This window comes from Corynebacterium argentoratense DSM 44202 (genome assembly GCF_000590555.1).
Lineage (GTDB): Bacteria > Actinomycetota > Actinomycetes > Mycobacteriales > Mycobacteriaceae > Corynebacterium > Corynebacterium argentoratense.
Genome location: NC_022198.1, coordinates 613649 through 639244, shown reverse-complemented (window position 1 = coordinate 639244; position 25596 = coordinate 613649). Strand labels below are relative to the sequence as shown.

Genomic DNA, 25596 nt, shown 5'->3' with positions numbered 1-25596 from the left:
CCCTATTTTCGACTATTTTTTCAAAGGCGGAACCGTGTAGGTAGTGACTACCTTAGCCAAAATAGCACCTGTCTCTTTAGAAAAAATTTCCGTGTCAGTCACGATAACCATCTTGCCTGCACGAACCACATGGGCTTTGGCCACCGCATCACCTTGACGAGTATTGGATACAACGTTGATGTTGCTTCCCACAGCAAGCGGGAAGACTCCCTTCGGTACCTGTTGCATGGCCAACCAGGTGCCCGCGACGTCGGCAAGCCCAAACAGTGCGGGGGCTGAAAACATCCCAGCAGGCTGAGTGATTTCTTTAAACAGCGGCATACCTACTTGGACTTCCTCCTCGTCGCCTGAAATTGGGTAGAGGCGTAAAGAAACCGCGACGTCATCGACCGTTGAATAAAATTCGTCCCACTGCGCTAGAAAATCACTCATTTTAGCTCCATCTCATCAATTTCACATGGCTGGTTTACCACCCAGTCGGGTTCCGCAACCATGAGGGAGTAGGCCTCGTGGTCACGGGTCTGCACGTCCACGACATAGCGCAGGCCGGCCTGCTCGCAGGCAGCGATTTCTTCCAGGTTGTCTTCTGCGGCAGCCACGATCACGCGTCGGCAATCGGGATGTTCGGCAAAGCAGGACGCGATGTCGCTACGCATCTGCTCTACTGTGCCGTACTCGGCCACGCGATCGCCGACGCCAAAGGGGTAGGTGTGGCGCAGCGGGCTGACCAGGATCGATATTGTGTTAGACATGGGCACTACCTGCCAACTCACGGACCTGCTGCCGAATAGCAATCTTGTTTACCTTGCCAGCAGAGTTGCGCTCAATCTCGTCCACGATGATGACCTTCTTTGGTAGCTTGTAGCGTGCCAGGTGACGCTCACAGTGCTCACGTACGGCGTCCAGAGTGAGCTTGTCGGCAGCGCCGTTTTCTGGCTGTAGCACGGCGACCACAATCTCGCCCCACTTCTCATCCGGCAGCCCAACCACCGCATTGCCCAGAACACCGTCAAGCTCAGCGAGCACTCGTTCAACTTCAGCCGGGTAGACATTCTCGCCACCGGTGATGATGAGGTCCTTGAGGCGATCGACGATGTAGTAGTAACCGTCCTCGTCGCGGTGACCGAGGTCACCGGAGTGGAACCAGCCTGCAGTGTAGGCCTTTTCGGTTGCTTCTGGGTTATTCCAATAACCGGTGGCCACGTTTGGTCCGCGTACCCACAACTCACCGGTGACACCTGGCTCCGTGACATCTTCACCGGTTTCAGGGTCGACTAGCTTGATTTCGGTGTGTGGCATTGGAATGCCGCAGGAGCCGATTTTGGCTTCCGTCATGCGCGCCGGAAGGTAGGTGGCAAACGGTGAAGTTTCTGTGAGGCCCCATGCCTGTTGTACGTTGACGCCCTTGTCCATGTAGCGGCGAATAAGTACGGGTGGGACTGGAGCGCCTGCGCAAATGGTGGCACGCAGGGTATCCATTTTGGCATCGGCGAAGTTGGGGTGCACATACAAAGCTTCCAGCATGGCAGGAACCAGGAATGCCGAAGAGATACGGTAATTTTCCAAATCTGACAACACTTGCCCAGGATCAAAATGCCGATGCACCAGCAGCGTATTGCCACGAAAAAGACTACGAATTGCGAAAGAATTCAAAGCCCCAACGTGGAACAGCGGAGCCACAGCCAGAGTGACGTCACCTGGCCTTGTATCGACCATGGTGTCAACGTTTATGGAATTCCACCATAAGTTTCCGAAGGTAAGCTGTGCTCCCTTTGGCAGGCCGGTGGTGCCGGAAGTAAATAACAGCAATGCCAGGTCAGACATGACCATCGGGCGCGGCTTGGCTACATGATGGAAATCTTCAAAGCCAGTGACATTCTTAGACGTCTTCGACCAGTACAGGGGAATATCTACCTCGGCAGGAGCATGTTGATCATCGTCGACTACGAGGACATGGTGCTGCTCAATGCCGTAAATGTGGCGAGCAATCTCGACGAATGGGCCTTCCACCACCACTGTGTGCGGCGTTCCCTGCATAAGTAGCTGGGATATTTCGGGGGCTGATAGGCGGAAGTTGAACGGCATAAACGTAGCACCCACCCACCAGCTTGCCAGCATGGCGTAAATGAAGGAGGCAGAGTTCATGCCCAAGTAGGCAACGCGGCTACCTTGTCGTACACCGGAAGCATCAAAATGGGCAGCCCACTTTTTAATGCCTTCCTCCAGCTGAGCGTAAGTTATCGGCTCATCTTCGTAGATAATGGCAACAGTATCTGGGTGATACTGTGCATGACGGTGGATTTGAGCGCAGGGATTAACGTCCATGTTTTCTGCGCTGTGGTTAACTCCCGTGATAATCACAGGTGATCACCTCCTGCTGCTTGGTGGAATCCACGGGCGGCTATACCGCCATCGCAGTTGATAATGGCGCCGGTGATGTTGCCGGCTTCTTGTCGGTTGGAAAGCATGACGTAGGGGCCAGTGAATGCGAGTGGCTCCGTGGAGATATCATGCAGCGGAATGTAAGGGTTGGACTCCTCCCAGCGGTCGATACTGTCGGAGAACTTACGGGACTCGAGGCCCAGGGCTACTGGGCCGCGTAGATCGGTACGCATGCCGCCTACCGCTACGCCGTTGACGCGAACTTTGGGTGCAAGTTCGTGGGCAAATTCCAGCATGAGGCCACGGTCGGCGAATTTACTGGCTGTGTACACTGGTCCACCACCAGCAGCGTAAAAAGCTGCGTTGGACAACGTCATGATGATGTTGCCTTCGCTTTCTACGAGGTGGCGCCAGGTTGCCTCGACGGTGAGCAAATACCCTTTGACGTTAATCGCAAAAAGCTCGTCGAAGAGCTCGCCCATTTCTTCCCCATTGAGTCGGGTTACGGAACGGTTGTAGTCCCAGATGCCCGCGTTGGGGATGACGGTATCAAGTTGGCCAAAGGTGTCAATGGCCTTATCGACAGCCGCGTGAAGCTGCGCGCTGTCACGTACATCAGCTCCCAAGGCGAGTGTATTGTCTGAGTGCGGCAAGGCACTCGCCGTTTCCTGCGCCCTCTCCAAATCTCGGTCGAGCAGCACCACATTCTGGCCTAACTCGTTGAACCGAAACGCTAACGCCGCCCCCAACCCCGATGCGGCTCCTGTGATCAGTACGGTTTCCATGATGATCAGAAGAAGGTCGAGATGTTCTTGCTGGGCAGAACGTTGATGTCGAGTAGGATTCGGCGGTCAAAAATCTTGTAGCCGTCGCCGACAGGACGCAACAAATCCGTGCGAGTGCCCGCAAAGAGGTCACGCTCGCGCTCCAGTCGGGTGCGCCAGACCAGGAAGTTAGTGCGCGCCTCGAGCAGTTCGTTGCTCTCACCGTCCTTGGCATGGCGCACACTCAGGTTGGTTATGAGGTGGCGGGTGCGTGATGGAGGATCTTCCGCCCACGCCATGCCAGAATCAAAGCGCCGAATTCGCCAGGCGAGGGAGTCTTTGGTCTCATCGTAGAACGCAGCCTCGTCGGGTGCTGCGATAGCTAAAGCCTGCTGGCGCCGAGTGCGGTTTGTACGCGTAGGTGCCCAGTAATACAAGTCGTCATCGAACCGCTCTAACCAGTCCGCATAACGGCCTTCGTCAAGGAGGTCAGCTTCCTCGAAGTAGAACTGCTGCAGTTGGTAATAAACATTGATATCTACCAACTCCCCCACTGTGACATCTTCTTTACACAAGTAGTCAGTCATGGTGATTGCTCCTTATTTAGCCAACTTCTTCAGGGGAACAGCTGGATCTGCCAGTGCCTCTTGGTCTGGAGTCAGCCCACGGTCAATAATTCGTCGCGCCGCACGCACAGCCATTCCGTCATTAACGCTGGCGCAGCCGGCCATGCGACCGTCATGATGCATCCTGAAAGCGACGCAAGGTTTCCCCTCCGCATCTGGACGAATAACGGTTGTGCCCGGTGCGGTCATAGAACCGATTCCCTCAACGTGCGTGCCATAACGGTCAGTCCAGAACCAAGACGCACCATGCTGGGGAAGCTCATCGCCCATAATGGAGGCAGCTGCAGTTTGCGCCTCGTGCACTGCAGATTCCCAGTGCTCGTGACGTCGCTCGAGGGAACCGTCTGCGTTGCGGAGGCGAGCACAATCACCCACTGCCCAGACCTTCTCCATGCTTGTGCGCTGCTCATGGTCGACGAGAACGCCGCCATCGCACTCAAGCTCAGCTGACTGAGCCAGCTCCTCTTCCGCAACAATGCCAACAGCTAGCAGTACATGGTCAGCGTCGAGCGTGCGTTCACCATCAATATGGAGGCGGTAACCGTCATCCGTCTTTTCTAGCTTGGTTGTCAGACCACAGATGTGCTCGACACCGTGATCAGCATGCATATCGTGCAAGCGAGCTGCGATCTCTTCACCGACGGCAGGAACCAGCGAGACCGGTGCGGGATCAACCAAGGTGACCTTTGCACCAAGGTCCTGCGCGGAAGAGCCAACCTCCGCTCCGATTAGGCCGGCTCCAATAATAGCGAGGTGAACGCCCTCGCCTAGAACATTCTTGAGCGCAGCGGCGTCTTCGGTAGTACGTAGAACGAACAATCCAGGATCGTCGAATCCTGGGGTTGGAAGTGCGCGTGGCACACCGCCGGTGGCAATCACGAGGTTGTCGAAGCCTTCAGCAGTTCCATCGTCAAAGTGCAATTGGCGTTCGACGCCGCAAATGCGCGCGACGTGTGCTTTTTTGACGTGAACATTGTTTTCTTCGTACCAGGAACGGGGCGCGAGAAGAAGCTGCTCTGCATTCTTTTCCCCGGAGAGAATCTCCTTCGACAACGGTGGACGATCATAGGGCAACCCGTGGGGATCGATGATAGTGATTTCGGCATCGTATCCTCGTGCGCGTAACTCTGATGCAACAGTGAATCCGCCGATGCCGCCTCCAACGATGGTGGTGCTCATGCTTCGACCTCCGCTGGCGTGCCGGGGTAGAGGTAGATGTCCTCGCCACGGATCTCTAGCTTGTGGGTCTTGACGTCCTCCACTGCCGGCATGCACAACACCTTGCCGGTCTTCAGGCAAAACTTGCCTGCGTGCATTGGGCACTCGACTTCGTTACCTTCCATCCAGCCGTCTGCCAGGGAGGCGACTGCGTGGGTGCAAGTGTCGTCTAGGGCGTAGAACTCATCGTCTTCGGTGTGGAAGATGGCGATTGGGGCGCCGTATCCGGTGACATCGTCATCGATGACAATTGCTTCCTCTTCATCGATGTCGTTGATGGTTGCGACCTTGATTGGCTCAGACATTGTGGGTTCTACTCCTTGTTTTCGTGCCAAGCGGGGGTGGACATGAGTTCGCGCCAACGGCGGTACACTGCGCGGCCAGCAGCATCGGAGTACAGCTCCGAGGTCGTGCCAGGGAATCCTTCTTCGTGTTTTTCGGTGCCTAGTCCCATCTGGTAGTTCAGAGCTGTGTTTCCAACCATGAAGGCGTGGGCGTTGGCCTGGCACTCAGACCAGTTCTCTCCGTCGTCTTGCTCGAAGATTCCGGACGGGCCGAAAGTACGTAGGTTGTACAAACGCTGAGCGTGACGGACGTCCTCCGGCATTCCCTTATCTAAGACAGTCCAGGACCAGACCTCCATCTTGTTTGGTCCCTTTGGGTGCCAAACACGGATGGAGCCGTTGACAGGAAGATACGAGAAGTTCGGGAAGATGGTGGCGTGTCCATTGGTTAGTGGGCCCATGACCTGCTCAGGAGAAAGACGCTCGCGCAGAAATTCATAGTCATAGTATTCGTGGACCGGCTGGGCATCGAAGCGGTTGCGTGGGTGTACCGGGAAGCCCGCACCGTTACCGTGATCGTCGTTGTACTGGCGCCCTGTGCGCTGCGCGATTTCCTTTTTTGGTCCCTTGCCTGTTGGGGACAGAACCATCAGCGCTGAAGCGTGGGACATGTTCACGTGATACCAGTCAGTAGCGAACTGCTCCGCAGCAAGCTTCCAGTTACCGTCAAGCACCCACTTGGTGACGCCACCAACAACGCAAGTGCCTTCAGGATCACGGTCCATAAAAGCATCGATGTACCACTTCATATCACCGAGTGCATCTTCGAGAGGTTCCGCACCTGCATCCCAGTTGGCAAAGATAAGGCCCTTGTAGCTTTCAACGCGTGGTGCGGTGACCAGCCCCCAGTCTGCTGGGTTAAAGTCCGATGCGTAGGACTCCTGTGCAGGCACATTGATCAACTTGCCGTCAAGGTCAAAGGTCCATCCGTGGTAGGTGCAGGAAAAGTTCTTGGTCTGGCCCATGTCGGCACGGCAGACACGAGCACCCCGGTGCCGACAATTGTTGAGAAGAACACGGATTTCTTTCTTCTTGTTCATGCATGCGATGACTGGGTCTTCCCCCATGTAAGTTTGGAAAAAGTCGCCGGGTTTCTTGAACTGATCCTCATGCGCGATGAAGAGCCAACTCCGTGCGAAGATCCGCCGCATCTCTTGGGAGTAAACAGTTGGATCGGAGAAAATTCGACGATCGACTAAGCCCCCGTCGGGATCAACCATGCCCGATACATCGATTACCGGGTCGATTCCTTCCGGACGCGTCAAACCGCCTCGGGGCATTGGGTTACCTGGAGTACACAACCTAAATCTCCTTTGTGTCGCTTATACCTATGGGACTAAACTGTGCCCTATCTCACGCTAATGTTCCATGTGGGGTTCCATCTAGCGGAACGTTTTAAAGTTTGGGCGTGTCAGCTATTCTGCTCGACAAGGTGAACCGCGACGTCAACAATCATGTCTTCTTGACCCCCCACATATCCGCGTCTACCGACCTCACGCAACAGCTCGTCCGCGGGAACCCCATATCTCTCAGCCGCCCGTTCGGCATGCAACAAAAACGAGTTGTACACACCCATCTGCCCTTGAATGATCGATCCCCGGTCCATCGCGGGCAACCGTGGCACCATGGGCTTCAACACGTCCTCCGCCGCAGACAAAATCTTCTTAGTATCCACGGAATGCTCAATCCCAAGCCGCTCAAAAGCTACAGACAGCACCTCAGTCGGCGAATTACCTGCCCCCGCACCGAGGCCTGCCAGCGAGCCATCAATTTGGCTAGCCCCGGCACGCACTGCCAAGACTGAGTTGGCCACACCGAAACTCATATTTTGGTGACCATGGAAACCAACCTGAGCGTCTCCCCCAATCTCATCTGCCAAAGCCTTCACTCGCTCAGAAGCTTCCTCCATAATCAACGCGCCGGCAGAGTCAACAACGAACACACACTGACAACCAGCATCAACCATGATTCGAGCCTGTTTGGCCAATTCCGCCGGACCAATGCGGTGCGAAAGCATCAGGAAACCCCCAGTTTCCATTCCCATCTCCCGAGCAGCCTCAAAGTGCTTGATGGAAACGTCAGCTTCTGTGCAATGTGTAGCCACCCGAACGATCGATGCGCCACGATCACGCGCTTCTTTCAGGTCCGCAACCGTTCCCAAGCCGGGCAGAAGCAAGCAAGCAATCTTTGCTTGCTTAACTTCGTCCACGGCTGCTGCAATCAGCTCGAGGTCAGACTGCTTCGAAAAGCCATAGTTGAATGAAGAGCCGCCCAGACCGTCGCCATGAGTCACCTCAATCATCTCGACCCCGGCATCGTCAAGAGCGCGAACCACCTTACGAACCTGCTCTTCTGTGTATTGATGACGGATCGCGTGGGAACCATCGCGCAAAGTAGTGTCATTAATACGAACCATGATTACTCCTGCCCTTCCAGCAATTCCACATACGTATCGGCGGTTGCTACCGCTGCCGCAGTAATAATGTCGAGGTTGCCAGCAAAGTCCGGCAGGTAATCAGCCGCACCCCTAACCTCAATCAGGACCATCACGCGGCCCCATCCATTCCAGTCTTCGCGCCCCCTATCAAACTGTGGCTCGGCAGTCAGGCGATACCCCGGAACATAGGACTGCACGCGTTCAACCATCTCGCTAATGGACTGCCTAATCCGGTCTTGTAATTCACCAGGCTCTGCTGCTTCCGGCGGCAGAGCACAATAAACTGTGTTACGCATCAGCATCGGCGGCTCAACAGGGTTCAGAATCAAAATCGCCTTGCCCTTTTTCGCACCACCAACCTTCTCGAGGGCCCGAGAAGTAGTCTCCATAAACTCATCAATGTTGGCTCGTGTACCAGGCCCCGCAGATCTAGAACTGATGGATGCAACGATCTCGGCATACTGAACATCAACCACCCGGCTGATCGCCGCAACGATCGGGGTAGTGGCCTGCCCGCCACAAGTAATCATGTTGACGTTGTCCACCGTCTTCAGCGCATCCAAGTTCACGGAAGGGCAAAAGTACGGACCTACTGCAGCCGGAGTGAGATCGATCGCACGGATGCCTGCCTCACGATATCGCGGAGCATTGGCCAGGTGCGCATAGGCACTAGTTGCCTCGAACACTAAGTCTGGTCGTTCCCTTTGCTCCAGCAACCAGTCCACGCCACCAGCGGAAGCTTGGATCCCCATCTTTTCAGCCCTGGCTAGCCCGTCGGATTCAGGATCAACGCCGATCATGTATACCGGCTCCACGTACTTGGAGTTTTTCAGCAGTTTCATCAACAAGTCAGTGCCGATGTTCCCCGGCCCGACCACGGCAGCAGTGTATTTTTTCGTCATTTTTTCTCTTTTCTTCCCCTCACACGAATTCAACGTTGAGCGTTCCGTACTTGCCGTAATCAATATCAACTGTCGACCCCGCACTCACTTCTGCTGCACCGCAGAAGCTACCCGACAGCACAATGTCGCCGGCGTTGAGCTCAACCCCCACAGAAGTCAGCCAAGCGATTGGCGCCAAGGGGTTTCCCATGACATCGATGCCAGAGCCTCTACCGGTCTCACGACCGTCGACGCACATCACTGCGGAAACTCCATTGAGTTCGTCCATCCTGACCTGGATAGGCTCATCACTGAGAAAAACTGCGCCGCACGATGCGTTGTCTGCAATAGTGTCAACCAAGCGAATATCCCAGTCTCGAACGCGAGAATCAATGATTTCAACGGCTAGGAAAACCGCGTCCACGGTCTCGGCCACTTGGTCAACCGTTGCATGCGCAGGCAGGTCGTTTGCCAGTCGAAAACCGAGTTCAGGTTCAATCTTCGGCGCAATAAACCTATCGGCTTCCACGGGCCCCTTGAGCACCATAGACTCAGTAAAGAATCCAAAGTCTGGACTATCAACACCGAGCTGCTTCTGCATAGCCTTCGACGTAAGACCGACTTTGCGCCCGACGATTTTATGGCCGCCTGCACGCAGTGTAGCTTCCTGGAGTTGCTGAATCTTATACGCTCCTGCAACATCGAGATCCTCGATGACATCGCGCGGCGGTTCCACAGGGGTACGTGAGCTATACGCTGCTAGTAAACCCGCTGCCACCTCTGTAAAAATTTCGTCGCGGCATCCTTCTGCTGTCATAGCTACTTCACCGCCATCACACCGAAACCAGCGATGAACTCGCGAATCGGTCGGTAGTATTCGTACTCCACCTTGTAGCCGCCTGTGGCCTCATGCATAGCAGAAAACGCAGCTACCCATGAACGAACTTCGTGGGAAGAATGCCCAGCTTGAGCATCCATTTCATCAGCAGTGTAGCTATCAAAACGGGTGGGGTCCGACGCCGCACAGGCATCCATGAACCCACGGTCCCATTCGGGGTTCAGGTCCAAGATGTCAGCTTCTCCGCGCGCAAAGGCCTGAGCAGTAGTGATGACACGCTCCTGCCGCGCGTTACGGGCCTCCTCGGTAGGATTACGACCGTTAAGAAGAAGCTTTCGTTGGTCCTCAGTGGCGGTTGCCCATTGAGGCACAGGTGGATCATGGCTCAAACCGCCAGAGGCGATGAACAAAACGCGCTCATCGCGTCCCTTGAGGTAAGCACCTATCGCCTGCCCCATCTTCCGGACACGCTCCATCGGCTGGAATGGCCGTGCCACACCATTGACATAGATGGGAACACATGGCTTGGCCGTTATGTCACCATAGATGACTTCCATTGGCTGGACAGCACCATGATCGATCTCCATACGCCGCGAAATCGCCATGTCCACACCTGCGTTGATAACGTACTGCGCCATCTCTTCTGAGATCTGGGTTGGCACGTTCAGTGGACCAGCCTGAGAGTTGTAGTCTCCGACACCAATGGCTTCGTAACCGATGCAGAAGGGTGGCATCAAGTCATAGAAGAACCCGTTGTAGTGATCTGGCGCGAAGTTGACAATCAAATCTGGATTGAAATCGTCAGCGAAGCAACGGACAATCTCGAATGCTTCATTCAGGCTGTCGGTAGCTTCCTGGCCCGGATCATTAATCCCCAAGAGTGGGCTGTGGCTCATTGCGAGCAATGCGAATTCTGCCATGGTCAATCACTGCTCCTAGTCGTTTCGACCCAGCAGAAAGTCCAGCTGGATTTTATTAAAGGTTTCGGTGTCCTCGTACTGTGGCCAGTGGCCACACTCCTCCATCACGGCAAGCTGACCGTTAGGGATCAGATCAGCAATGCGGCGCCCCTCGTCTACCGGGCCAGACGGGTCTTTAGTTGTCCACAAAACCAAAGCTGGCACTTCGATCTGTCGCAGATCATCATCGGAGAGCATGTTTCGCTTGCGGATCTCCATATCCTGCAATGCCATGTTCATTTCGCAAGCCATTTTCCAATTTGGCTGCTCGAAGATGCGCTGACGGGTGCGGATGAGATCTGGGGTAACCATGCTTGGGTCTGCCATCAGCCACTCAAGGCGGGCCTTAACGCGTTCCCAGCTTGGATCTTCTGCTGCCTGCATAGACAATGTGTAAAGACGCTCCATCACCTGTGGGTTAGCCATAGTGCCGCCCATGGTGTTGAGGACAATGCGCTCGACACGCTCTGGGTGCAGTTGCGCCAAGCGGGCGGTGGTCCAGCCACCAAGAGATTCGCCTGAGAAGTACGCTTTTTCGACCCCCAGCTCATCCATGATTGCCAGCACTTGTTCGATGTAGTGCTTAATCTCCAGTGGATGCTCCGGCTTCGAAGAGTAACCGTGGCCGATGAAGTCAATCGCGTACACGTTGAAGTGCTCTGAATGAGCAGCGAGATTTCGTGCGTACGCTTCGGCGTGTCCGGTGATCCCGTGAAGCATGAACAGAGTTGGCTTATCGGAGGTGCCTGCATGGAGGTAACGCGTGCGATATCCGCCTGCTTCGATGTAGCCCTGGTCAAAAGCTACCTCGGCTAGGTCGTCCCAAGTGCTGGTGTAGTTCATAGATAGACTCCTTACAAAAACGAGGGGCAGTGTGCTGCACCACAGCTTAGAAAAGTGCCCCCCATGAGTCCTGCACACGTTCCATCCAATGGAACACCAGCAAAGAAACCGCAGGCCCTCCAGGCATGCCCCACTAGGAGTGGCTCACCGCCAACACAGCCGCAAAAGGGCGAGCTGGCGGTGCCGGCAGTGCCGGGGTGGTGGCGATGCCGTGGCCGGGTTTTGCCAAGCAAGGTGCAGTACTGGGGCAGCAGATGCGCCGGGAGCGCACAGTCTGCAGTCTGCAGCTGGCGACCGGTGCGGGGGCGATGCCGGTGCCGGGGAGGGCGCACTGGGGGACGCGTGAAAGATGCACTTTTTGGACAGATTTGCACCTCGCGCTCCGATTTCCCCAGGTCGCTCCTTTTTAAAGGTGCAAATTTGCCCAAACCAGTGCACGCATCCCGCCCACGCCCCACACGCATCCCGTCCACGCCCCACACGCACCCGCCCACGCCCCACACGCACCCGCCCACGCCCCGTCCTCAGATGCCCAACCGTACAAAAAACCGGCAGATTTACCTCCCCCTCCCCTATTTCCCCAGGTCACTCTCCCCCAAAACCCAAATCTGCCGATTTTCTGTACCCTCCCCACCAAATAGCACCGACGGGGCGGAATGCGCCCGCCATCTAATGGGCTGCAGCTGATCGACCTCAACCACAGCACGCGCCCCACACACCAACCACAGCAGGCGCCCCCCACAAACCCTTCTCAGTACAAAAACCCGGCAGATTTGCACCCCAGCCCCCAGTTTCCCCAGCTCGCGCCACCCAAAACACACAATCTGCCGATTTTCTGTACCCTCCCCACCAAAAACAAGCACCAACGGGGCAGAGTGCGCCCGTCCCCCCACGGCATAGATCGCCGCCGCGACTTACAGCGACGGCTGAGCAGTCGGCAAGTTATCGTCTTTCTGGCAATTCCACTGTCACGCGGCACCCGTCCCCATCATTGCGAACACTGACCGTTCCTTGATGCGCCTCGGCCACCATTTGGACTATCGGCAGGCCCAAGCCGGAACCCCCGCCGTGTGCCGACGGTGTGCGTGCCACACTGCCCCGCCAACCAACATGGAACATGTTGCTCAACGCATCCGCTGAAAGCCCGCCGCACTGGTCAAGCACCTCAAATGCAGCGCCTTCTTGTGTGGAACGCACGCTGACCGTGATGGTGGATTCTTCGCCACTGTATTGGATCGCATTCGCCACGATGTTTTGCATCGCTCGGCTGAGCAAGTGCGGGTCGCCATGGACGTCGACGTTGGAGTCACATTCGAGGAGCAAACGCGACCGTCGAGCTTGAGCGAGCGGGGTCAGCTGCCCCACCAGATCGGATGCCAAGTCGCTCAGAGATACGAGCTCATGGTTGACTTCCTCAGAAGATGTCTGCAGGCCGGCCAGCGACATCACGCTGCTGACCATCTCGTTTGTTCGTTCGGCTTCAGCGACAATCATGCGGTAGTAGCGCCCCGGATCGGGGGCCACACCGTCTTCTAAAGCCTCGCCCATCGCCTTAATCCCAGCTAGTGGGGTGCGCAAATCGTGTGAAAGCCAGGTGATCAGCTCTCGACGGCCTTCTTCAACCTCGCGTTGGCGTCGTTCTTTCTCGATCTCCGCCAATGACTGAGCAGCCACCTGTTGTGCTTTCATTGACATGCCCACCCCGAGCACGAGTGCCACAGGCATAGTGGCAGCGAGTATGAGTAGGACAACGCTCTGCCCCTCGATCACCATGAAATGAATACCGACTGTGAGGCCTGCAGCGATCGAACCAACGACTGCCAGTGGGCTCAAAATTGACGCCCACCGTAGGCTTTTTCGCGCGATCCGCACGGTCACCAAGGCGCCGAGCATGCCGGTAACTATTGCGGCGGCTACGGCCAGGAGCAGTTCGTTAGCCATCTCAACCTTCCTGTGGTTCCCATCGGTAGCCGGTTCCCCATACTGTGACCAATCGTTGCGGTGCCGTGCTGTCGCTCTCAATCTTGCTGCGCAGACGTCGCACGTGGACAGTTACCGTTGAGGGGTCACCGATTTCCCATCCCCACACAGCCCCCATGAGCTGGTCTCGTGAGAATACTTGGTTGGGGTGGCTCATGAAGTGTGCGAGTAGATCAAACTCCCGCACGGTGAGGGATAGCTCTTCGTCGCCGTTGGATGCTTTCCTTGCCGTGAGATCGACGTGTAGGTCCCCATCGGAAATGACGTCGCGGTCAGGCTCGAGCTCGGCTTTGGCTTTAGTTCTTCTAATGATGGTGTTTGCTCGAAGAACGAGCTCACGGGGGCTAAAAGGTTTGGTCATGTAGTCATCGGCGCCTGTTTCAAGCCCCAGGATGCGCTCGGATTCCGTGCCTTTGGCTGTCAACAAAATAACCGGAGTGTCTGGATCCGAGTGCCGCACGCGACGCAGGATTTCTAGTCCGTCCATCGACGGAAGCATCAGGTCCAAGATGAGAAGGTCCCACCGCTGGCTTTGCGCCAGCTGTAGCGCCTGCAATCCGTCGCCGACCTCGGTGACGTCGTATTCTGACGCCTTCAGGTAGTCGACGACGACGCTGCGAACAGTGGAGTCGTCATCGACGACGAGCACTGTGCTGCGGGAGGGTTCGTCAGCCCCCAAAGGTGAATGCATGAGCGGATACTCCTTCATCGAAGGTTAACTTCACCGTGGTCTTCGTACGCGGTTGAGGTAGATGAACGAGGTGGTACAAGCGACTTCCGTCTAGTGTAATACGCCCATCTGTGACGTCGTCGCCGAAGGCATCCGGCTCACCTTCAACCGATACGTGTACTGTTGCGCCTGTTCGACCACTCATCACCAGGTACATTTCCGCACCATCGAACACGTAGGTCAACGTAGCGCCACTCTTGTCAGCGGTGATTTTTTCATCCTGAACATCCCAGTTTCCACCCAGGGTCCATTCGTCGCTGTCCAGTTCCCCCGCGGCGTCATACTCCCCTGTTCCAGAGCGCAGGGGGTGGTCGCCTTGGAAGTTACGTGCACGCTGGGTGCCCAGGTAGGTTTCGGGGGACTGACCAACTCCGGCGGCAAGGCCATTGTCCACCGTGGACACGGGTTGGCGTACATCGAGTAGCTGTTGGATCGCTTTCTCGGTGTCTTCGTATTCGCCTTCACCGAAATGGGTGTATTGCACGTTTCCCTGAGCATCAATCAGGTATTTCGCTGGCCAGTATTTATTTTTGTAGGCGTTCCAGGTAGCGAAGTCATTGTCCAAAGCGACTGGGTATTTGATACCCGCTTCTTCCACGGCACGCTCGACGTTCTTTGGGTCTTTTTCGAAGGTGAATTCCGGTGCGTGCACGCCGACGATCACCAATCCGTCGTCGTGATACTTGTTGTACCACTCGTTCAGGTACGGCTGGGTTCGCACACAGTTGATGCAGGAGTACGTCCAAAAGTCCACCAGCACCACTTTGCCTCGCAGTTCATCGATGCTTAACGGATCACTGTTGATCCATGTATCGATTCCCTGAAAGTCTGGGGCGGCAGCACCCGACGACTGTGTAGGAGCTGCGGCGTCGGCGGATGAATCGTCGTTATCGCTGGGGAGCAGTTTGTTTTCGATTTCGGTGAAGGACGGCGCCCATGACACTGCCCATGTTTCGAATTTCTTATCGACTCCGGTGCTCACGGCCAGGCCGATGATGATGAACAGCACGGCGATGCTTCGTTGGAACCATCCTCGGGGGTTGGCCGCCCATTGCACTCGGTCGACAAGCTTCCTGCCGAGTAGAGAAAATGCAAGCAGCGCTCCCCCAACGCCCACGCAGTAGAGACCGAGGTAGATCAGTCCCGCCACGGGGCTTGCGGGTAGTACTGTTGCGATCACCCACGCGTAGGTGGGGCTGCAGCTGGAAAACACTGGGCCGAGTGCCGCACCCGTTAACACGGCTGAGGTGACGCGCTTTTCGTGGCTGACTGCGCGGTCAAGGATGTTGTGCGACTTTTGGTCGAAGCCAATAGCGAGCGACACACGCGTCCACAGGTCCGGGAACAGCATAGCGATGCCCAGCAGGACAACGATTACTCCGGAGATGATGCTCCACCAGCGCGGATCAATTCCGATGAGCGCTGTGCTTGCCTTCAATAGCAGTGTGAATGCGAGCAGTGAAGCAATTAATGACGCCGCGACGATGTACGGTCGCGATCGATGTCCGCGTAGGCTGCCTCCGACGATGATCGGTAGAAAAGGCAGCACACAGGGCGCGAGTACTGTGAGCAGACCCGCGCCGAACGACAGTAGCCCAGTGAGAATCATCGGCTAGCCTGCAAGCTTTTCATTCAGCGCCGACGGGTCGGTGATGGACCAGCTGCTGACCTTGTTGCCCTGCGCATCCACCTCAACGAAGGTGTGCTGCATGGTCACTCCGTACTGTTTGCGCAGATCGTTGTGGGAGTCGTAGTCCACGTCGACGACGGTCACGTCAGCGGGGATCACATCGTGCTCGGAGCTTAGGGCGTTCTTGAGTTTCTGGCAGTCGGGGCACCAGGATGCGTCGAAGAAGAGGACGGTTCGGCCGTCGTGGTGCATTGCTGCGTCGGAGTGCTCCATGTACTGCTCGTAGGTGACAAATTCGCCGCCCTTATTCATGGAGTCCTTATTCATGGAGTCCTTTTCCATGGAGTCTTTCTTCATGCCGTCCTTTTCCATGGAGTCTTTCTTCATGCCGTCCTTGGCATCTTTGTCCATGGCCGCTGAAGTTTCAGGGGCTTCGGACGACGTGCTCATCGCGCTCGACGTCGCGGAGGTCGACATCATGGCGTCATCTTTTTTGTCTGCATCCGAGCTGGAGCTGCAGCCAGCCAGTGCCAAAGCGGGTAGTAACAATACTGTGAGGTAACTCTTGTGGATTCTCATGATGCCCATTGTAAAGAGCAGAAATTACGAACCCCGGTGGGATATTCTTACGATTCTGTGACAAGGCGCTAAATAAACTATTCTCACTGTCGCCACTGTTCACTGTGATGTGTGGGCAACGAAGAGTACGCGCCTGTATTAAGCGCCTGAGGAGGTACCCCTTGGCGAAAAAGCTGCTAGTTGGTCTTGGTAATCCGGGGCCTCGTTACGCGATGACTCGCCACAATGCGGGTTTTATCGTCGTGGATGCGTTTGTTGACGACCGCGGTGGCCGTTTCGGTACACATAAACGTACGAATGTTGACGTCGCGGAATTCCCTGATGTGATTGTGGTAAAGCCGCGGTCGATGATGAATTTGTCGGGCGGGCCTGTAAAAAATGTGGCTTCTTTTTTCAAGGTTCCGCCCGCGGACATCATTGTGGTGCATGACGAGTTGGATCTAGATCTAGGCCAGGTCGTGCACAAGGTTGGGGGTGGCGGGAATGGCCACAATGGTCTGCGCGATATTACTAAGGCGTTGTCTACCCCGGATTATCAGCGGATTCGGGTTGGGATTGGTAGGCCTCCGGGCAGGATGACTCCGGCGAAGTTTGTGCTGGAGGATTTTTCGAAGCGAGAACGCGACGAGCTTCCGATCGTGGCTGCTGATGCGGCTGATCTGATCGCGACCCTGCTGTAGCGGCCTTGCTGTAGCTCGGAGGCACTGCTATCCCATACGGTGACAACTGCCGGGCTACTGCATGGGGCACACCTGGTTTGCAACATCCAGCAGGGTTCCGTCAGCGACGAGCTGAACGGTGGCTTCAATTTCGGGCGAAAGGAACCGGTCAACACCGGGCCCCGCGACGTCATCACGCAACCTGGCGATGACTGCGGCGACGGCGGGCGATGGTTGCTGTTCGCGCATATCGATGGCGCGGGCAGCTGTGAGGATTTCGATTGCTAGCACCCTGCGCAATCCGTCGACTGCTTTGCGTAGTTTTCGCGCTGCCGACCATCCCATGGACACGTGGTCTTCCTGCATCGCGGAGGAAGGAATGGAATCGGCGGAGGCAGGGTTAGCCAATCGCTTCATCTCCGAAACGATCGCAGCTTGGGTGTACTGGGCGATCATGTGCCCAGAGTCGACGCCTGGATCATCCGCAAGGAATGGATTCAGGCCCCGATTTCGTGCAGGGTCGAGGAAACGATCTGTGCGGCGCTCTGACATGCTGGCCACATCTGCGGCAACAATGGCCAGGAAGTCAAGTACATAGGCCACTGGTGCACCATGGAAGTTTCCATTAGATCGAACTTCGCCGTCGAGAGTAACGACCGGATTGTCGACAGCGGAATCGAGCTCGTAACCTGCAACGCGAGCCGCATGGTCGATGGTGTCCCGGAACCCACCAGTAACCTGCGGGGAGCAGCGCACCGAGTAAGCATCCTGCACGTGGCTCGTTTTGAACTCTTCGTAGGCCGCGTCCAGCAAGGGAGATTGCTGGCTAAGGGCAAGGATGTTGGCCGCAGATACTGCTTGACCTGGCTGCGGACGCAGTGCCTGCAGATGTGGTTCGAACACTCCCGTGGTTCCGCGAAGGCCCTGAACGCTCATGGCGACGGCGAGGTCCGCGGTCTTTGCTAGTTGGCGCAGATCGACGATTGCTAAGCACAGTTGCCCCAGCATGCCGTCGGTTCCGTTGATGAGCGCAAGGCCTTCCTTTTCCCGCAGCACGAGGGGTTCGATGTCGGCGGCGGCGAGGGCTTCCGCTGCGTCCATGGCGCGCCCCTGTGCGTCACGAACTCGCCCCTCCCCCATCAGCGCGAGTGCGCAATGCGATAGCGGAGCTAGATCACCTGAGCACCCGAGCGATCCGTATTCGTGAACGATCGGGGTAATTCCTGCGTTGAGCATGGCGGCGTATGTATCTGCGACTTCGACGCGTACACCGGTGCGACCAGTCGCCAGGGTCGATAGCCTCAGCAGCATGAGCGCCCGGATTACTTCTCGTTCTACTTCTGGGCCGGAGCCCGCCGCATGGCTGCGAACCAGGCTTCGCTGAAGTTGTGTTCGCTGTTCGTGGGGGATATGACGTCGTGCTAGTGCGCCAAATCCGGTGGAGACTCCGTAGACAGGTTCTTGCTGTTCCGCCAGCTTATCGATGTGTTGGCGGGTGGCTGCAATGCCTGCGCGCGCTTCATCGCTGAGACGGATGGGTTCGTCGTGTCGAGCGACGGCGACGACATCATCGATGGATAGCGGCCCAGTGCTCACAGTGATCATTAGTGCTCCTTGTTTTTGTGAAAACGATTCTTGATAATCCGCAGTTTAGGCCACGCGGCGGCCGGCACGATACGTCTGGTGGGTCATGGGCATTCCAGGCCTGTAGGCAAGATCGATGGCATGCGCACTGCACAGAATGTGAAGATCGGCTGCGGCGCCTTCCACGAGTGTTCCTTTGGCTGGTCGCCTGTGAGGGTCGAGTCCGTTACCGGTGTCATGGCGTTCGAGGGCTCGGGCGCCACCAGAGGTACCTGCTCTAATCGCTTCTTCGAGGCTGAGGTGCATCTGCAGCACAGCGGTGCCCACGCAGAAATTCATAGATGAGGTGTAGGAGGTTCCCGGGTTGAGGTTGCTAGCAATAGCGAGGTGAACTCCCGCATCGATTAGGGTGCGGGCGGGCGCTAGTGGTTGGCGAGTGGACAGATCACAGGCGGGTAGCACGGTCGCGACGGTATTGGAACTCGCTAACGCCTCAATGTCTTCGGCATTGATGTAGTTCACGTGGTCAACGCTGGCGGCCCCTAGTTCTACTGCGAGCTGTACCCCGCTGCCTTCGCCGAGTTGGTTGCCGTGAACGCGGGGCTTGAGTCCACGTGCTTGCCCGGCGCGCAGAACTCGGCGTGATTGTTCCTCGTTGAATGCGCCGCGTTCGCAGAAGACGTCGATCCATTGTGCGTGTGGGGCGACAGCATCGAGCATGGGGCCGCAGACTTCGTCGAGGTAGGTATCTGGGTCGGCACCTGGGGGTACGAGGTGTGCGCCAAGGAAGGTGACGTCGTCGACATGAGCCGCAGCGATTCGCGCGGCTAGGGCTTCTGATTGTGTATCCAACCCGTATCCGGTTTTCGTCTCGATGGTGGTAGTGCCTCCGGCGTGGGCGTCACGGATGCGTTGTTTGAGCAGTTCAGTGAGGGCATGTTCGCCGGCCTCCCGGGTGGCGTTCATGGTGACTGCTATGCCACCTGCCGCATAGTCTTCGCCTGCCATTCGTGCAGCGAATTCTTGGCTACGGTCGCCGGCGAAGATCATGTGGGTGTGGCTGTCGACCCACCCCGGCAGCACTGCCCGTCCTCCGCAGTCGATTTCCTGGTCAGCAGCTGGCGCTTCTGCGGCTGGACCAACCCACTGAATGGTGCCGTCTTGAATGATCACCGCCCCGTTGTTAATGACGCCGCGTTCACTCACTGTATGTAGTTCCGATATGCCTGTGAACAGAGTGGATGACATGGTTGCTCCTAGCGGGGTGGCTCTTTGAGAACTGTGTTGAGGACGTAGTCCATGTGTTCATTGGGCTCTGGTGCACGTTGGGGAGCGACAGTGCCTCGCAGGCGTAGAGGGCTCGCTAGTGTCTCAAAGCCGTCTTCTTCACGTGCAATGAGTCCTCTGTGAGTAGCGTACTCGTTTCTCAGTACGGTTCTGACACCGACAACTGGCGCTGTGGGTATGCCATGTTGTTGGAGCCTATCTACTGCTTGTTCCACGGTGAAGCCGCTCAACGCACCGTTAATCTCTGCGCGCATCTCTGCACGGTGGTCGAAGCGTGCGTCATAGGTTGCAAACCGGGAGTCTTCGATCCATTGAGGTCGATCGAGTGCGGCCGCTAACGCAGCGAAGAGCTTGTCATTGCTCACTGCGATCACGACTGGGCCGTCAGCGGCGTCGTAGGTGGAGAAAGGAACGGTAAGCGCATGGTCATGTCCCCTAGTTGTCAGTGTTTTCACGAGAGTTGAATGGCATTGGGATGCGCACGCCGCGTTCGCGTGCGACTTCATCGGCTCGGTTGTAGCCGGCATCCACGTGCCGAATAACGCCCATACCGGGGTCGTTGGTCAGCACTCGTTCGAGCTTCTTTTCTGCGAGGTCGGTACCGTCAGCGACGATCACCTGGCCTGCGTGGATGGAGCGGCCGATGCCGACGCCACCGCCATGGTGCAGTGACACCCAGGTTGCACCGGAAGAAGTTGAGGTAAGAGCGTTGAGCAGCGGCCAGTCCGCGATCGCATCGGACCCATCGAGCATAGATTCGGTCTCTCGGTAGGGCGATGCGACCGATCCTGAATCGAGGTGATCGCGTCCGATGACCACCGGGGCCTTGAGTTTGCCTTCGCGGACAAGCTTGTTGAACAGCATGCCGGCTTTGTGGCGCTCACCGTAACCTAGCCAGCAGATGCGAGCAGGAAGACCTTCGAACTCCACGAACTCTTCGGCCGCGTCGAGCCAACGGTGCAGATGCTCGTTGTCTGGGAACAACTCCTTCAGCGCTTGGTCGGTGACTCGAATGTCCTCGGGGTCACCGGATAGCGCTGCCCAACGGAATGGACCATTGCCTTCGCAGAACAGGGGACGAATGTAAGCAGGCACGAATCCTGGGAATTCGAAGGCACGGTTGTAGCCTGCCTGTCGTGCTTCGTCACGAATGGAGTTGCCGTAGTCGAACACCTCGGCACCTTCGTCCTGGAATTCCACCATGGCCTGGACTTGTGCTGCCATGGACTCCCGCGCCTTCTTTGTAAAGGTGATGGGGTCTTCAGCAGCTTCGCGGTGCCAGTCTTCAAAAGCTACTTCAATTGGTAGGTAGCTTAAGGGATCGTGTGCGCTGGTCTGATCGGTGACGATGTCGACCTTGATTTCGCCGGCGCGATGACGGCGAAGAAGCTCGGGGAAAATCTCAGCAGCATTGCCCTCGACGCCAATGGACAGTGCTTCGCCCGCAGCCTGCGCGGCCAGAGCGCGCGACACGGCGTCATCAAGCGAGTCGGCAACGCAACCGAGGTAGCGCTTGGACTGGCGACGTTCGAGGCGAGAGCGGTCGGCATCGACGATGATGCACACACCGCCGTTAAGGGTGACCGCCAACGGTTGGGCACCGCCCATGCCACCACAGCCTCCGGTGAGGGTGATCGTGCCCTTGAGGGTTCCACCGAAACGCTTGCGCGCGATCGCAGCGAATGTTTCGAAGGTACCCTGAAGGATTCCCTGCGTGGCGATGTAGATCCAGGAGCCGGCGGTCATTTGGCCGTACATCATGAGACCTTCGGCCTCGAGCTTGCGGAACTCCGGCCACGTTGCCCAGTCACCAACGAGGTTGGAGTTAGCGATTAGGACGCGGGGCGCCCACTCGTTGGTACGGAACACACCAACGGGTTTTCCGGACTGAACAAGAAGCGTTTCATCGTCTTCGAGAGTTTTGAGGGTCTCGACGATAGTGTCAAAGGCTTCCCAGTTGCGGGCGGCTTTGCCGGTACCACCGTAAACCACAAGCTCCTCGGGGCGCTCAGCCACTTCGGGATCGAGGTTGTTCATGAGCATGCGCAGGGGTGCTTCAGTCTGCCAGGACTTTGCATTCAGCTCAGTCCCGCGGGGGGCGCGGATGACCCTGCTGCCGTTCGTGTTAGTGGTGGTTTCACTCATTGTGGCTCCTTCGCATTTTATGACTTGGATTGTGGATTGCCACAAATGTAAGGGCCGATACTAAAGATTCCCAGCGGCTGAAGAACTATATTGTCTGGGATCCAAGACTATGCAGGTGAAGCACGTTACTTCCGTACACCGTGCTGGCTATTTTTCCGGCAGTCTCCACCATTTCCGCCAGCAATTGCTGTTTTTTAGACTCCGCCAAGGATCCCTGACGATAGGTAAGAGCCAACGATGAGCTAGCACGACCCAAATGATCAAAGAGAGGCACCGCAAGACTCTCCTGCCCCGGACTTACCAAGCCTGTCTCCTCCGCCCAGCCCCGCTGCCGCACAATACAAAGATCATGCTCGAACTCCGAGAAATCCCGCCCGCCTACACCGTGGACACCGACCGCAGCCTTGACTTCAGCAGCCGGAAGATACGCCATCATCGCCTTACCACTAGCCGTCCGATAAGCATCGAGGCGAACCCCCACATCGGTTAGCAAACGCACCGCATCCGGCGCGCGTTCTTCCAGCAGATACACAACCTCCGAACCAGACAGACGACTAATGTGCGTACTGCCACCCACCTGCATAGCCAACGCCGCCGCGTATCGCCTACCAACGCGAACCAGAGGCTGTTGACGGGAGTAGGAGCTCGCCATCTCGTACGCCGCAACCCCCAACCCGTAGGCTTGCTCTTCCGCCAAGTGAACAACAAAACCCGCCTGCTCCATGACGGACAATAGGTGGTACACCGTTGATCGCGGCAAGCCTGTTTCTTGAGTGATGCGGGCTGCAGACATGGGCACGTCAGCGGCTGTAAGCACCTGCAGAATTGCAAGAGTATTGGCAGCGGCTGGTACGCGACTCTTCCCGGGACTCATGACAACACTCTATAGTGCAATCATGAGCATCTGGACAGGACGTAGCGACGGACCCCGCTGGCATCATATCGTCACTGATTCGGGCGATAGCACGGTAGGCATTGTGGGTTTCGCAAGTGACGAGGGGGTGAGGCGCAACCACGGGCGACCGGGGGCCTCCGAGGGACCTACCGCACTGCGACAGGCACTCGCACCGCTGGCAGTGCATGGTCAATTGAGCGTTGTTGATCACGGCGACGTCACCGTTGGAGGAACAGACCTCGAGCAAGGCCACCAAGAATTAGCAGCGGCGGTGGCCGCATCAGTGAGCTCACATCCCGTGACGTTTGTCCTCGGTGGGGGCCACGAAACCGCCTACGGCTCCCATTGCGGCCTACGCCATGGGCTCAACGATGACGCCGCGAGGGACTCCCGCACCAACGAAAGCTCACGCTCCCCTCGTGTCGGCGTGATTAATTTGGACGCACATTTTGACCTGCGGCGTGCGGAAGAGGCGACGTCAGGAACCCCATTTTTGCAAATCTGTGAACAGTTCGATTGCGGACCAGACTACCTGGTAGTAGGCGTTTCAAGGCCGAATAACACGCAGGAATTGTTCGATGAGGCTGGCCGTCTGGGCGCAACCTACGTGGAAGATTGGCAGATCGACCAAGCAGACTCCGTCGTAGCGAACTTCCTCGAATCACACGACGTGATTCATTTGTCGATTGACCTGGATGTTCTGCCAGCCGGTGTCGCGCCGGGCGTAAGCGCACCTGCGGGGCTTGGCGTCGATCTGGCTACTATTCGTGCACTCGCCTGCCAAGTGGCGGCAAGTGGAAAGCTACGGCTGGTGGACGTGGTGGAGTTGAATCCAGGGTTTGACGTTGATGGGCGGACGGCGAAAGTTGCCGCCCGCTTGCTGTGGGATATCGCCGCGATTGTAGCGGGATAAGCCCTTCACAACCCCTCCTGTGCGGGCTAGCTCCAGGCGAGCTCGTGGAGGCGGGCGACGTCGAGCGCGCCGGTAGAAATCGGCTCAGTGATCGCACTTCCCTTGGCAAAGACCACGACTCGGTCCGCTAGATTCAAGATTTCTTCCTCTTCGGAGGAAGCCACTATCAGAGTCAACCCTTGTTCCTCAGCCATGTGTTTCAGGAGGTCATGGATCTGATTCTTCACGCCAATGTCAACGCCCTTGGTGGGTTCATCAAGAAGCAGCACCGTAGGTCGTTGCGCTATGGCACGAGCCAGCAAAACTTTCTGTTGGTTTCCACCCGACAGGGATTCCACCGGCGACATAACGTCGCCTCGAATCTGCAATTTACCAAGGATCTCCAGGGCCGCTTCATCCATTGCGCCACGACGCAACCAACCAAAACGCGTATAACGTTTGAGAACAGGTAGTGCGACATTATCGAGCCCGCTCATTTGGGCAACGATTCCGTCGGTTTTCCGTTCTTCCGTGACATAAACGAGCCCGCGGGATGCTGCAGCTGCTGGGCGCGATGGGGTGTACGTTTCACCGTTGAGCGATACTGTTCCGCTTTCCACGGTGCTGAGGCCTACGAGGGCTCGTAGAAACTCCGTGCGCCCCGCAACGGTTGACACTGCAAGCCTCCTTAAAAGGTCTAGTTACTGCACCTTTTGGACCATACAGTAGAAAGTGTTCCAGATCTCAAATACTTGAAAACTTTAATCACCCCACAATTGGGGTAATTACCCGCGCTCGTGCAGCACAGCCGGTGTTCGACACGTTGTCGAGCCGAAATAAAAACCCTGTTAGGCGGTGTACTCAGCTACAGAGAATTAAGAGTCGACGGATGATGCAAATTTTTTTAAGATCCCATGGAACCGATTCAGGTATCTTTTACGTCTAAGTACATTGACGGCGCTCAGACAGTCATCTCCGCGCGCCGCCACGGTGAACATCCCACCCCACGCCACGGGTTGGGCGCTCACCTGAGGGGAATGTTCTAGACGTTCACCGCACACCGGTGAACTAGAAGGGGAAGGGCAGATGTATCCACCACAATCACCACCACCCACCGGCGGCGGGAACACATTCGACGCACCACACAACACCGGTATGCAACAAAGTGTCTTCGTTCCACCCAGCCAGCCAGAACCCGAACCAGACAAACAAGGCCTAAGCAAAGGCGCCAAGATCGCCTTCATCGTGCTCGGCCTGCTGCTTACGCTCGTTGTCATGTTCGCCGTCGGGTTCGCCGCGGGGCAACTGTCCAAAAGGAATGACGCCGCGGGGGAATCAACACCCGACGCAGCCTCCGCCACCCACATGGCTGAGGCGAATCCTGACACGCAGTGGCCCACTAGGGACACCACTGCCCCACTACGCCCACTGGAACCCGACGAATCGGAGATCTACACCCAACCAGGCTTCGACGTGTGGGACCCCTGCGACATGCCGGAAGCAATGCAGGAAAAACTCGGCCTCGAAAAATTCGGCAACAGCTTTCCAGTGGATGGCCCTGAAGTGAAGATCTGCGGTTTCGTACACTATCCAACCCCAGACCACCAACAACAGATACTTCTAAGAATGCTGCCATCCACGATCGACATTCCTCTTGCACACAGTCTGTCCGAGCCTTTACCGTTACCCGAATCGAAGGGCAGTGCTTGGCAAATATTTCCGGAAAATGCAAACGATTCCTGTATCTCAGTGACACGAACCGACAAAGGGCAACTAATGATGATCTCTGATACCGACAGCTCCACCCCATCAAACATCCCAACGGCGTGCGCTACTGCTTTTACCGTCCACAACGCGCTCTTGGGGATCACTTAAGACTTTCTCATCGACCCAACCAAAACTACTCAAATAAAAACTCGGGGG

General features: G+C 56.7%; 26 protein-coding genes. 3 read left to right on the top strand and 23 right to left on the bottom strand.

The genetic code is table 11. The features are described 5' to 3' along the window. Positions 1-12: 12 nt before the first annotated feature. From CARG_RS03175 to CARG_RS10195, 17 genes are all read right to left on the bottom strand, one after another. Entirely contained in the window at positions 13-432 is a 420-nt protein-coding gene (locus CARG_RS03175) for a PaaI family thioesterase (protein ID WP_020975952.1), read from the bottom strand. Then, positions 429-752: a hypothetical protein gene (locus tag CARG_RS03170; RefSeq protein WP_020975951.1), complete on the bottom strand. Its 324-nt coding sequence runs from the start codon at positions 750-752 to the stop codon at positions 429-431. The genes CARG_RS03175 and CARG_RS03170 overlap by 4 nt, the downstream gene beginning before the upstream one ends. Continuing rightward, positions 745-2325, bottom strand: coding sequence for an acyl-CoA synthetase (locus CARG_RS03165; protein WP_041747351.1), 1581 nt, complete (start codon positions 2323-2325; stop codon positions 745-747). Before CARG_RS03165 ends, CARG_RS03170 begins: the two co-directional genes overlap by 8 nt. 32 nt (positions 2326-2357) lie before the next feature. Beyond that, positions 2358-3167, bottom strand: coding sequence for an SDR family NAD(P)-dependent oxidoreductase (locus CARG_RS03160; protein ID WP_020975949.1), 810 nt, complete (start codon positions 3165-3167; stop codon positions 2358-2360). Positions 3168-3172: 5 nt separating this feature from the next. Beyond that, positions 3173-3733, bottom strand: coding sequence for an aromatic-ring-hydroxylating dioxygenase subunit beta (locus tag CARG_RS03155; protein ID WP_020975948.1), 561 nt, complete (start codon positions 3731-3733; stop codon positions 3173-3175). Between the two features lie 12 nt (positions 3734-3745). After that, the gene (locus CARG_RS03150) at positions 3746-4951 is read right to left on the bottom strand and encodes an NAD(P)/FAD-dependent oxidoreductase (RefSeq protein ID WP_020975947.1); all 1206 of its coding nucleotides are present in this window, start codon (positions 4949-4951) and stop codon (positions 3746-3748) included. Further along, complete coding sequence (locus tag CARG_RS03145; protein ID WP_020975946.1) at positions 4948-5295, bottom strand: bifunctional 3-phenylpropionate/cinnamic acid dioxygenase ferredoxin subunit; 348 nt, start codon at positions 5293-5295, stop codon at positions 4948-4950. The genes CARG_RS03150 and CARG_RS03145 overlap by 4 nt, the downstream gene beginning before the upstream one ends. Positions 5296-5303: 8 nt before the next feature. Further along, positions 5304-6614, bottom strand: a complete 1311-nt coding sequence (locus CARG_RS03140; RefSeq protein WP_020975945.1) for an aromatic ring-hydroxylating dioxygenase subunit alpha — start codon at positions 6612-6614, stop codon at positions 5304-5306. 131 nt (positions 6615-6745) lie between these two features. Further along, on the bottom strand, positions 6746-7750 hold the full coding sequence (dmpG, locus tag CARG_RS03135; RefSeq protein WP_020975944.1) for a 4-hydroxy-2-oxovalerate aldolase: 1005 nt from the start codon (positions 7748-7750) through the stop codon (positions 6746-6748). A gap of 2 nt (positions 7751-7752) precedes the next feature. Further along, positions 7753-8673: an acetaldehyde dehydrogenase (acetylating) gene (locus tag CARG_RS03130; protein ID WP_020975943.1), complete on the bottom strand. Its 921-nt coding sequence runs from the start codon at positions 8671-8673 to the stop codon at positions 7753-7755. 19 nt (positions 8674-8692) lie between these two features. Next, on the bottom strand, positions 8693-9388 hold the full coding sequence (locus CARG_RS03125; RefSeq protein WP_236620158.1) for a 2-keto-4-pentenoate hydratase: 696 nt from the start codon (positions 9386-9388) through the stop codon (positions 8693-8695). Between the two features lie 83 nt (positions 9389-9471). Next, positions 9472-10410: a 3-carboxyethylcatechol 2,3-dioxygenase gene (locus tag CARG_RS03120; protein ID WP_020975941.1), complete on the bottom strand. Its 939-nt coding sequence runs from the start codon at positions 10408-10410 to the stop codon at positions 9472-9474. Between the two features lie 15 nt (positions 10411-10425). Beyond that, on the bottom strand, positions 10426-11292 hold the full coding sequence (locus CARG_RS03115) for an alpha/beta fold hydrolase (protein WP_020975940.1): 867 nt from the start codon (positions 11290-11292) through the stop codon (positions 10426-10428). A gap of 942 nt (positions 11293-12234) precedes the next feature. Further along, positions 12235-13233 carry a sensor histidine kinase gene (locus CARG_RS03110; RefSeq protein WP_020975939.1) on the bottom strand — a complete coding sequence of 333 codons (999 nt, stop codon included), beginning with the start codon at positions 13231-13233 and terminating at the stop codon, positions 12235-12237. 1 nt (position 13234) lies between these two features. Next, positions 13235-13963 carry a response regulator transcription factor gene (locus CARG_RS03105; RefSeq protein ID WP_020975938.1) on the bottom strand — a complete coding sequence of 243 codons (729 nt, stop codon included), beginning with the start codon at positions 13961-13963 and terminating at the stop codon, positions 13235-13237. Next, positions 13941-15611: a cytochrome c biogenesis protein DipZ gene (locus CARG_RS03100; RefSeq protein WP_020975937.1), complete on the bottom strand. Its 1671-nt coding sequence runs from the start codon at positions 15609-15611 to the stop codon at positions 13941-13943. The genes CARG_RS03105 and CARG_RS03100 overlap by 23 nt, the downstream gene beginning before the upstream one ends. Before the next feature lie 3 nt (positions 15612-15614). Beyond that, positions 15615-16211, bottom strand: coding sequence for a thioredoxin domain-containing protein (locus CARG_RS10195; RefSeq protein ID WP_169733195.1), 597 nt, complete (start codon positions 16209-16211; stop codon positions 15615-15617). 161 nt (positions 16212-16372) lie between these two features. Here CARG_RS10195 and pth point away from each other — a divergent pair, with 161 nt between their 5' ends. After that, positions 16373-16891: an aminoacyl-tRNA hydrolase gene (pth, locus tag CARG_RS03085; protein WP_020975934.1), complete on the top strand. Its 519-nt coding sequence runs from the start codon at positions 16373-16375 to the stop codon at positions 16889-16891. 54 nt (positions 16892-16945) lie between these two features. On the opposite strand, the gene hutH is transcribed toward pth, so the two are convergent. The 5 genes from hutH to CARG_RS03060 all read right to left on the bottom strand — a co-directional run bounded on the left by hutH (position 16946) and on the right by CARG_RS03060 (position 22760). Continuing rightward, positions 16946-18475 carry a histidine ammonia-lyase gene (gene hutH, locus CARG_RS03080; RefSeq protein WP_020975933.1) on the bottom strand — a complete coding sequence of 510 codons (1530 nt, stop codon included), beginning with the start codon at positions 18473-18475 and terminating at the stop codon, positions 16946-16948. 45 nt (positions 18476-18520) lie between these two features. After that, positions 18521-19702, bottom strand: a complete 1182-nt coding sequence (hutI, locus tag CARG_RS03075; RefSeq protein WP_020975932.1) for an imidazolonepropionase — start codon at positions 19700-19702, stop codon at positions 18521-18523. 8 nt (positions 19703-19710) lie between these two features. Beyond that, the gene (locus CARG_RS03070; RefSeq protein WP_169733194.1) at positions 19711-20196 is read right to left on the bottom strand and encodes a CoA transferase; all 486 of its coding nucleotides are present in this window, start codon (positions 20194-20196) and stop codon (positions 19711-19713) included. Next, positions 20177-21886, bottom strand: a complete 1710-nt coding sequence (gene hutU, locus CARG_RS03065; RefSeq protein ID WP_020975930.1) for a urocanate hydratase — start codon at positions 21884-21886, stop codon at positions 20177-20179. Before hutU ends, CARG_RS03070 begins: the two co-directional genes overlap by 20 nt. 85 nt (positions 21887-21971) lie before the next feature. Then, positions 21972-22760 (bottom strand): IclR family transcriptional regulator, encoded by a 789-nt coding sequence (locus tag CARG_RS03060; RefSeq protein WP_020975929.1) that lies wholly within the window; start codon positions 22758-22760, stop codon positions 21972-21974. 22 nt (positions 22761-22782) lie between these two features. Between CARG_RS03060 and hutG the strand changes: the two genes are divergently transcribed. Next, positions 22783-23694, top strand: a complete 912-nt coding sequence (gene hutG / locus CARG_RS03055; RefSeq protein WP_020975928.1) for a formimidoylglutamase — start codon at positions 22783-22785, stop codon at positions 23692-23694. 26 nt (positions 23695-23720) lie between these two features. On the opposite strand, the gene CARG_RS03050 is transcribed toward hutG, so the two are convergent. Further along, on the bottom strand, positions 23721-24350 hold the full coding sequence (locus CARG_RS03050) for an ATP-binding cassette domain-containing protein (RefSeq protein ID WP_020975927.1): 630 nt from the start codon (positions 24348-24350) through the stop codon (positions 23721-23723). A gap of 478 nt (positions 24351-24828) precedes the next feature. On the opposite strand from CARG_RS03050, the gene CARG_RS03045 reads away from it, so the two are divergent. After that, positions 24829-25548, top strand: coding sequence for a hypothetical protein (locus CARG_RS03045; protein ID WP_041746933.1), 720 nt, complete (start codon positions 24829-24831; stop codon positions 25546-25548). Positions 25549-25596 lie beyond the last annotated feature (48 nt).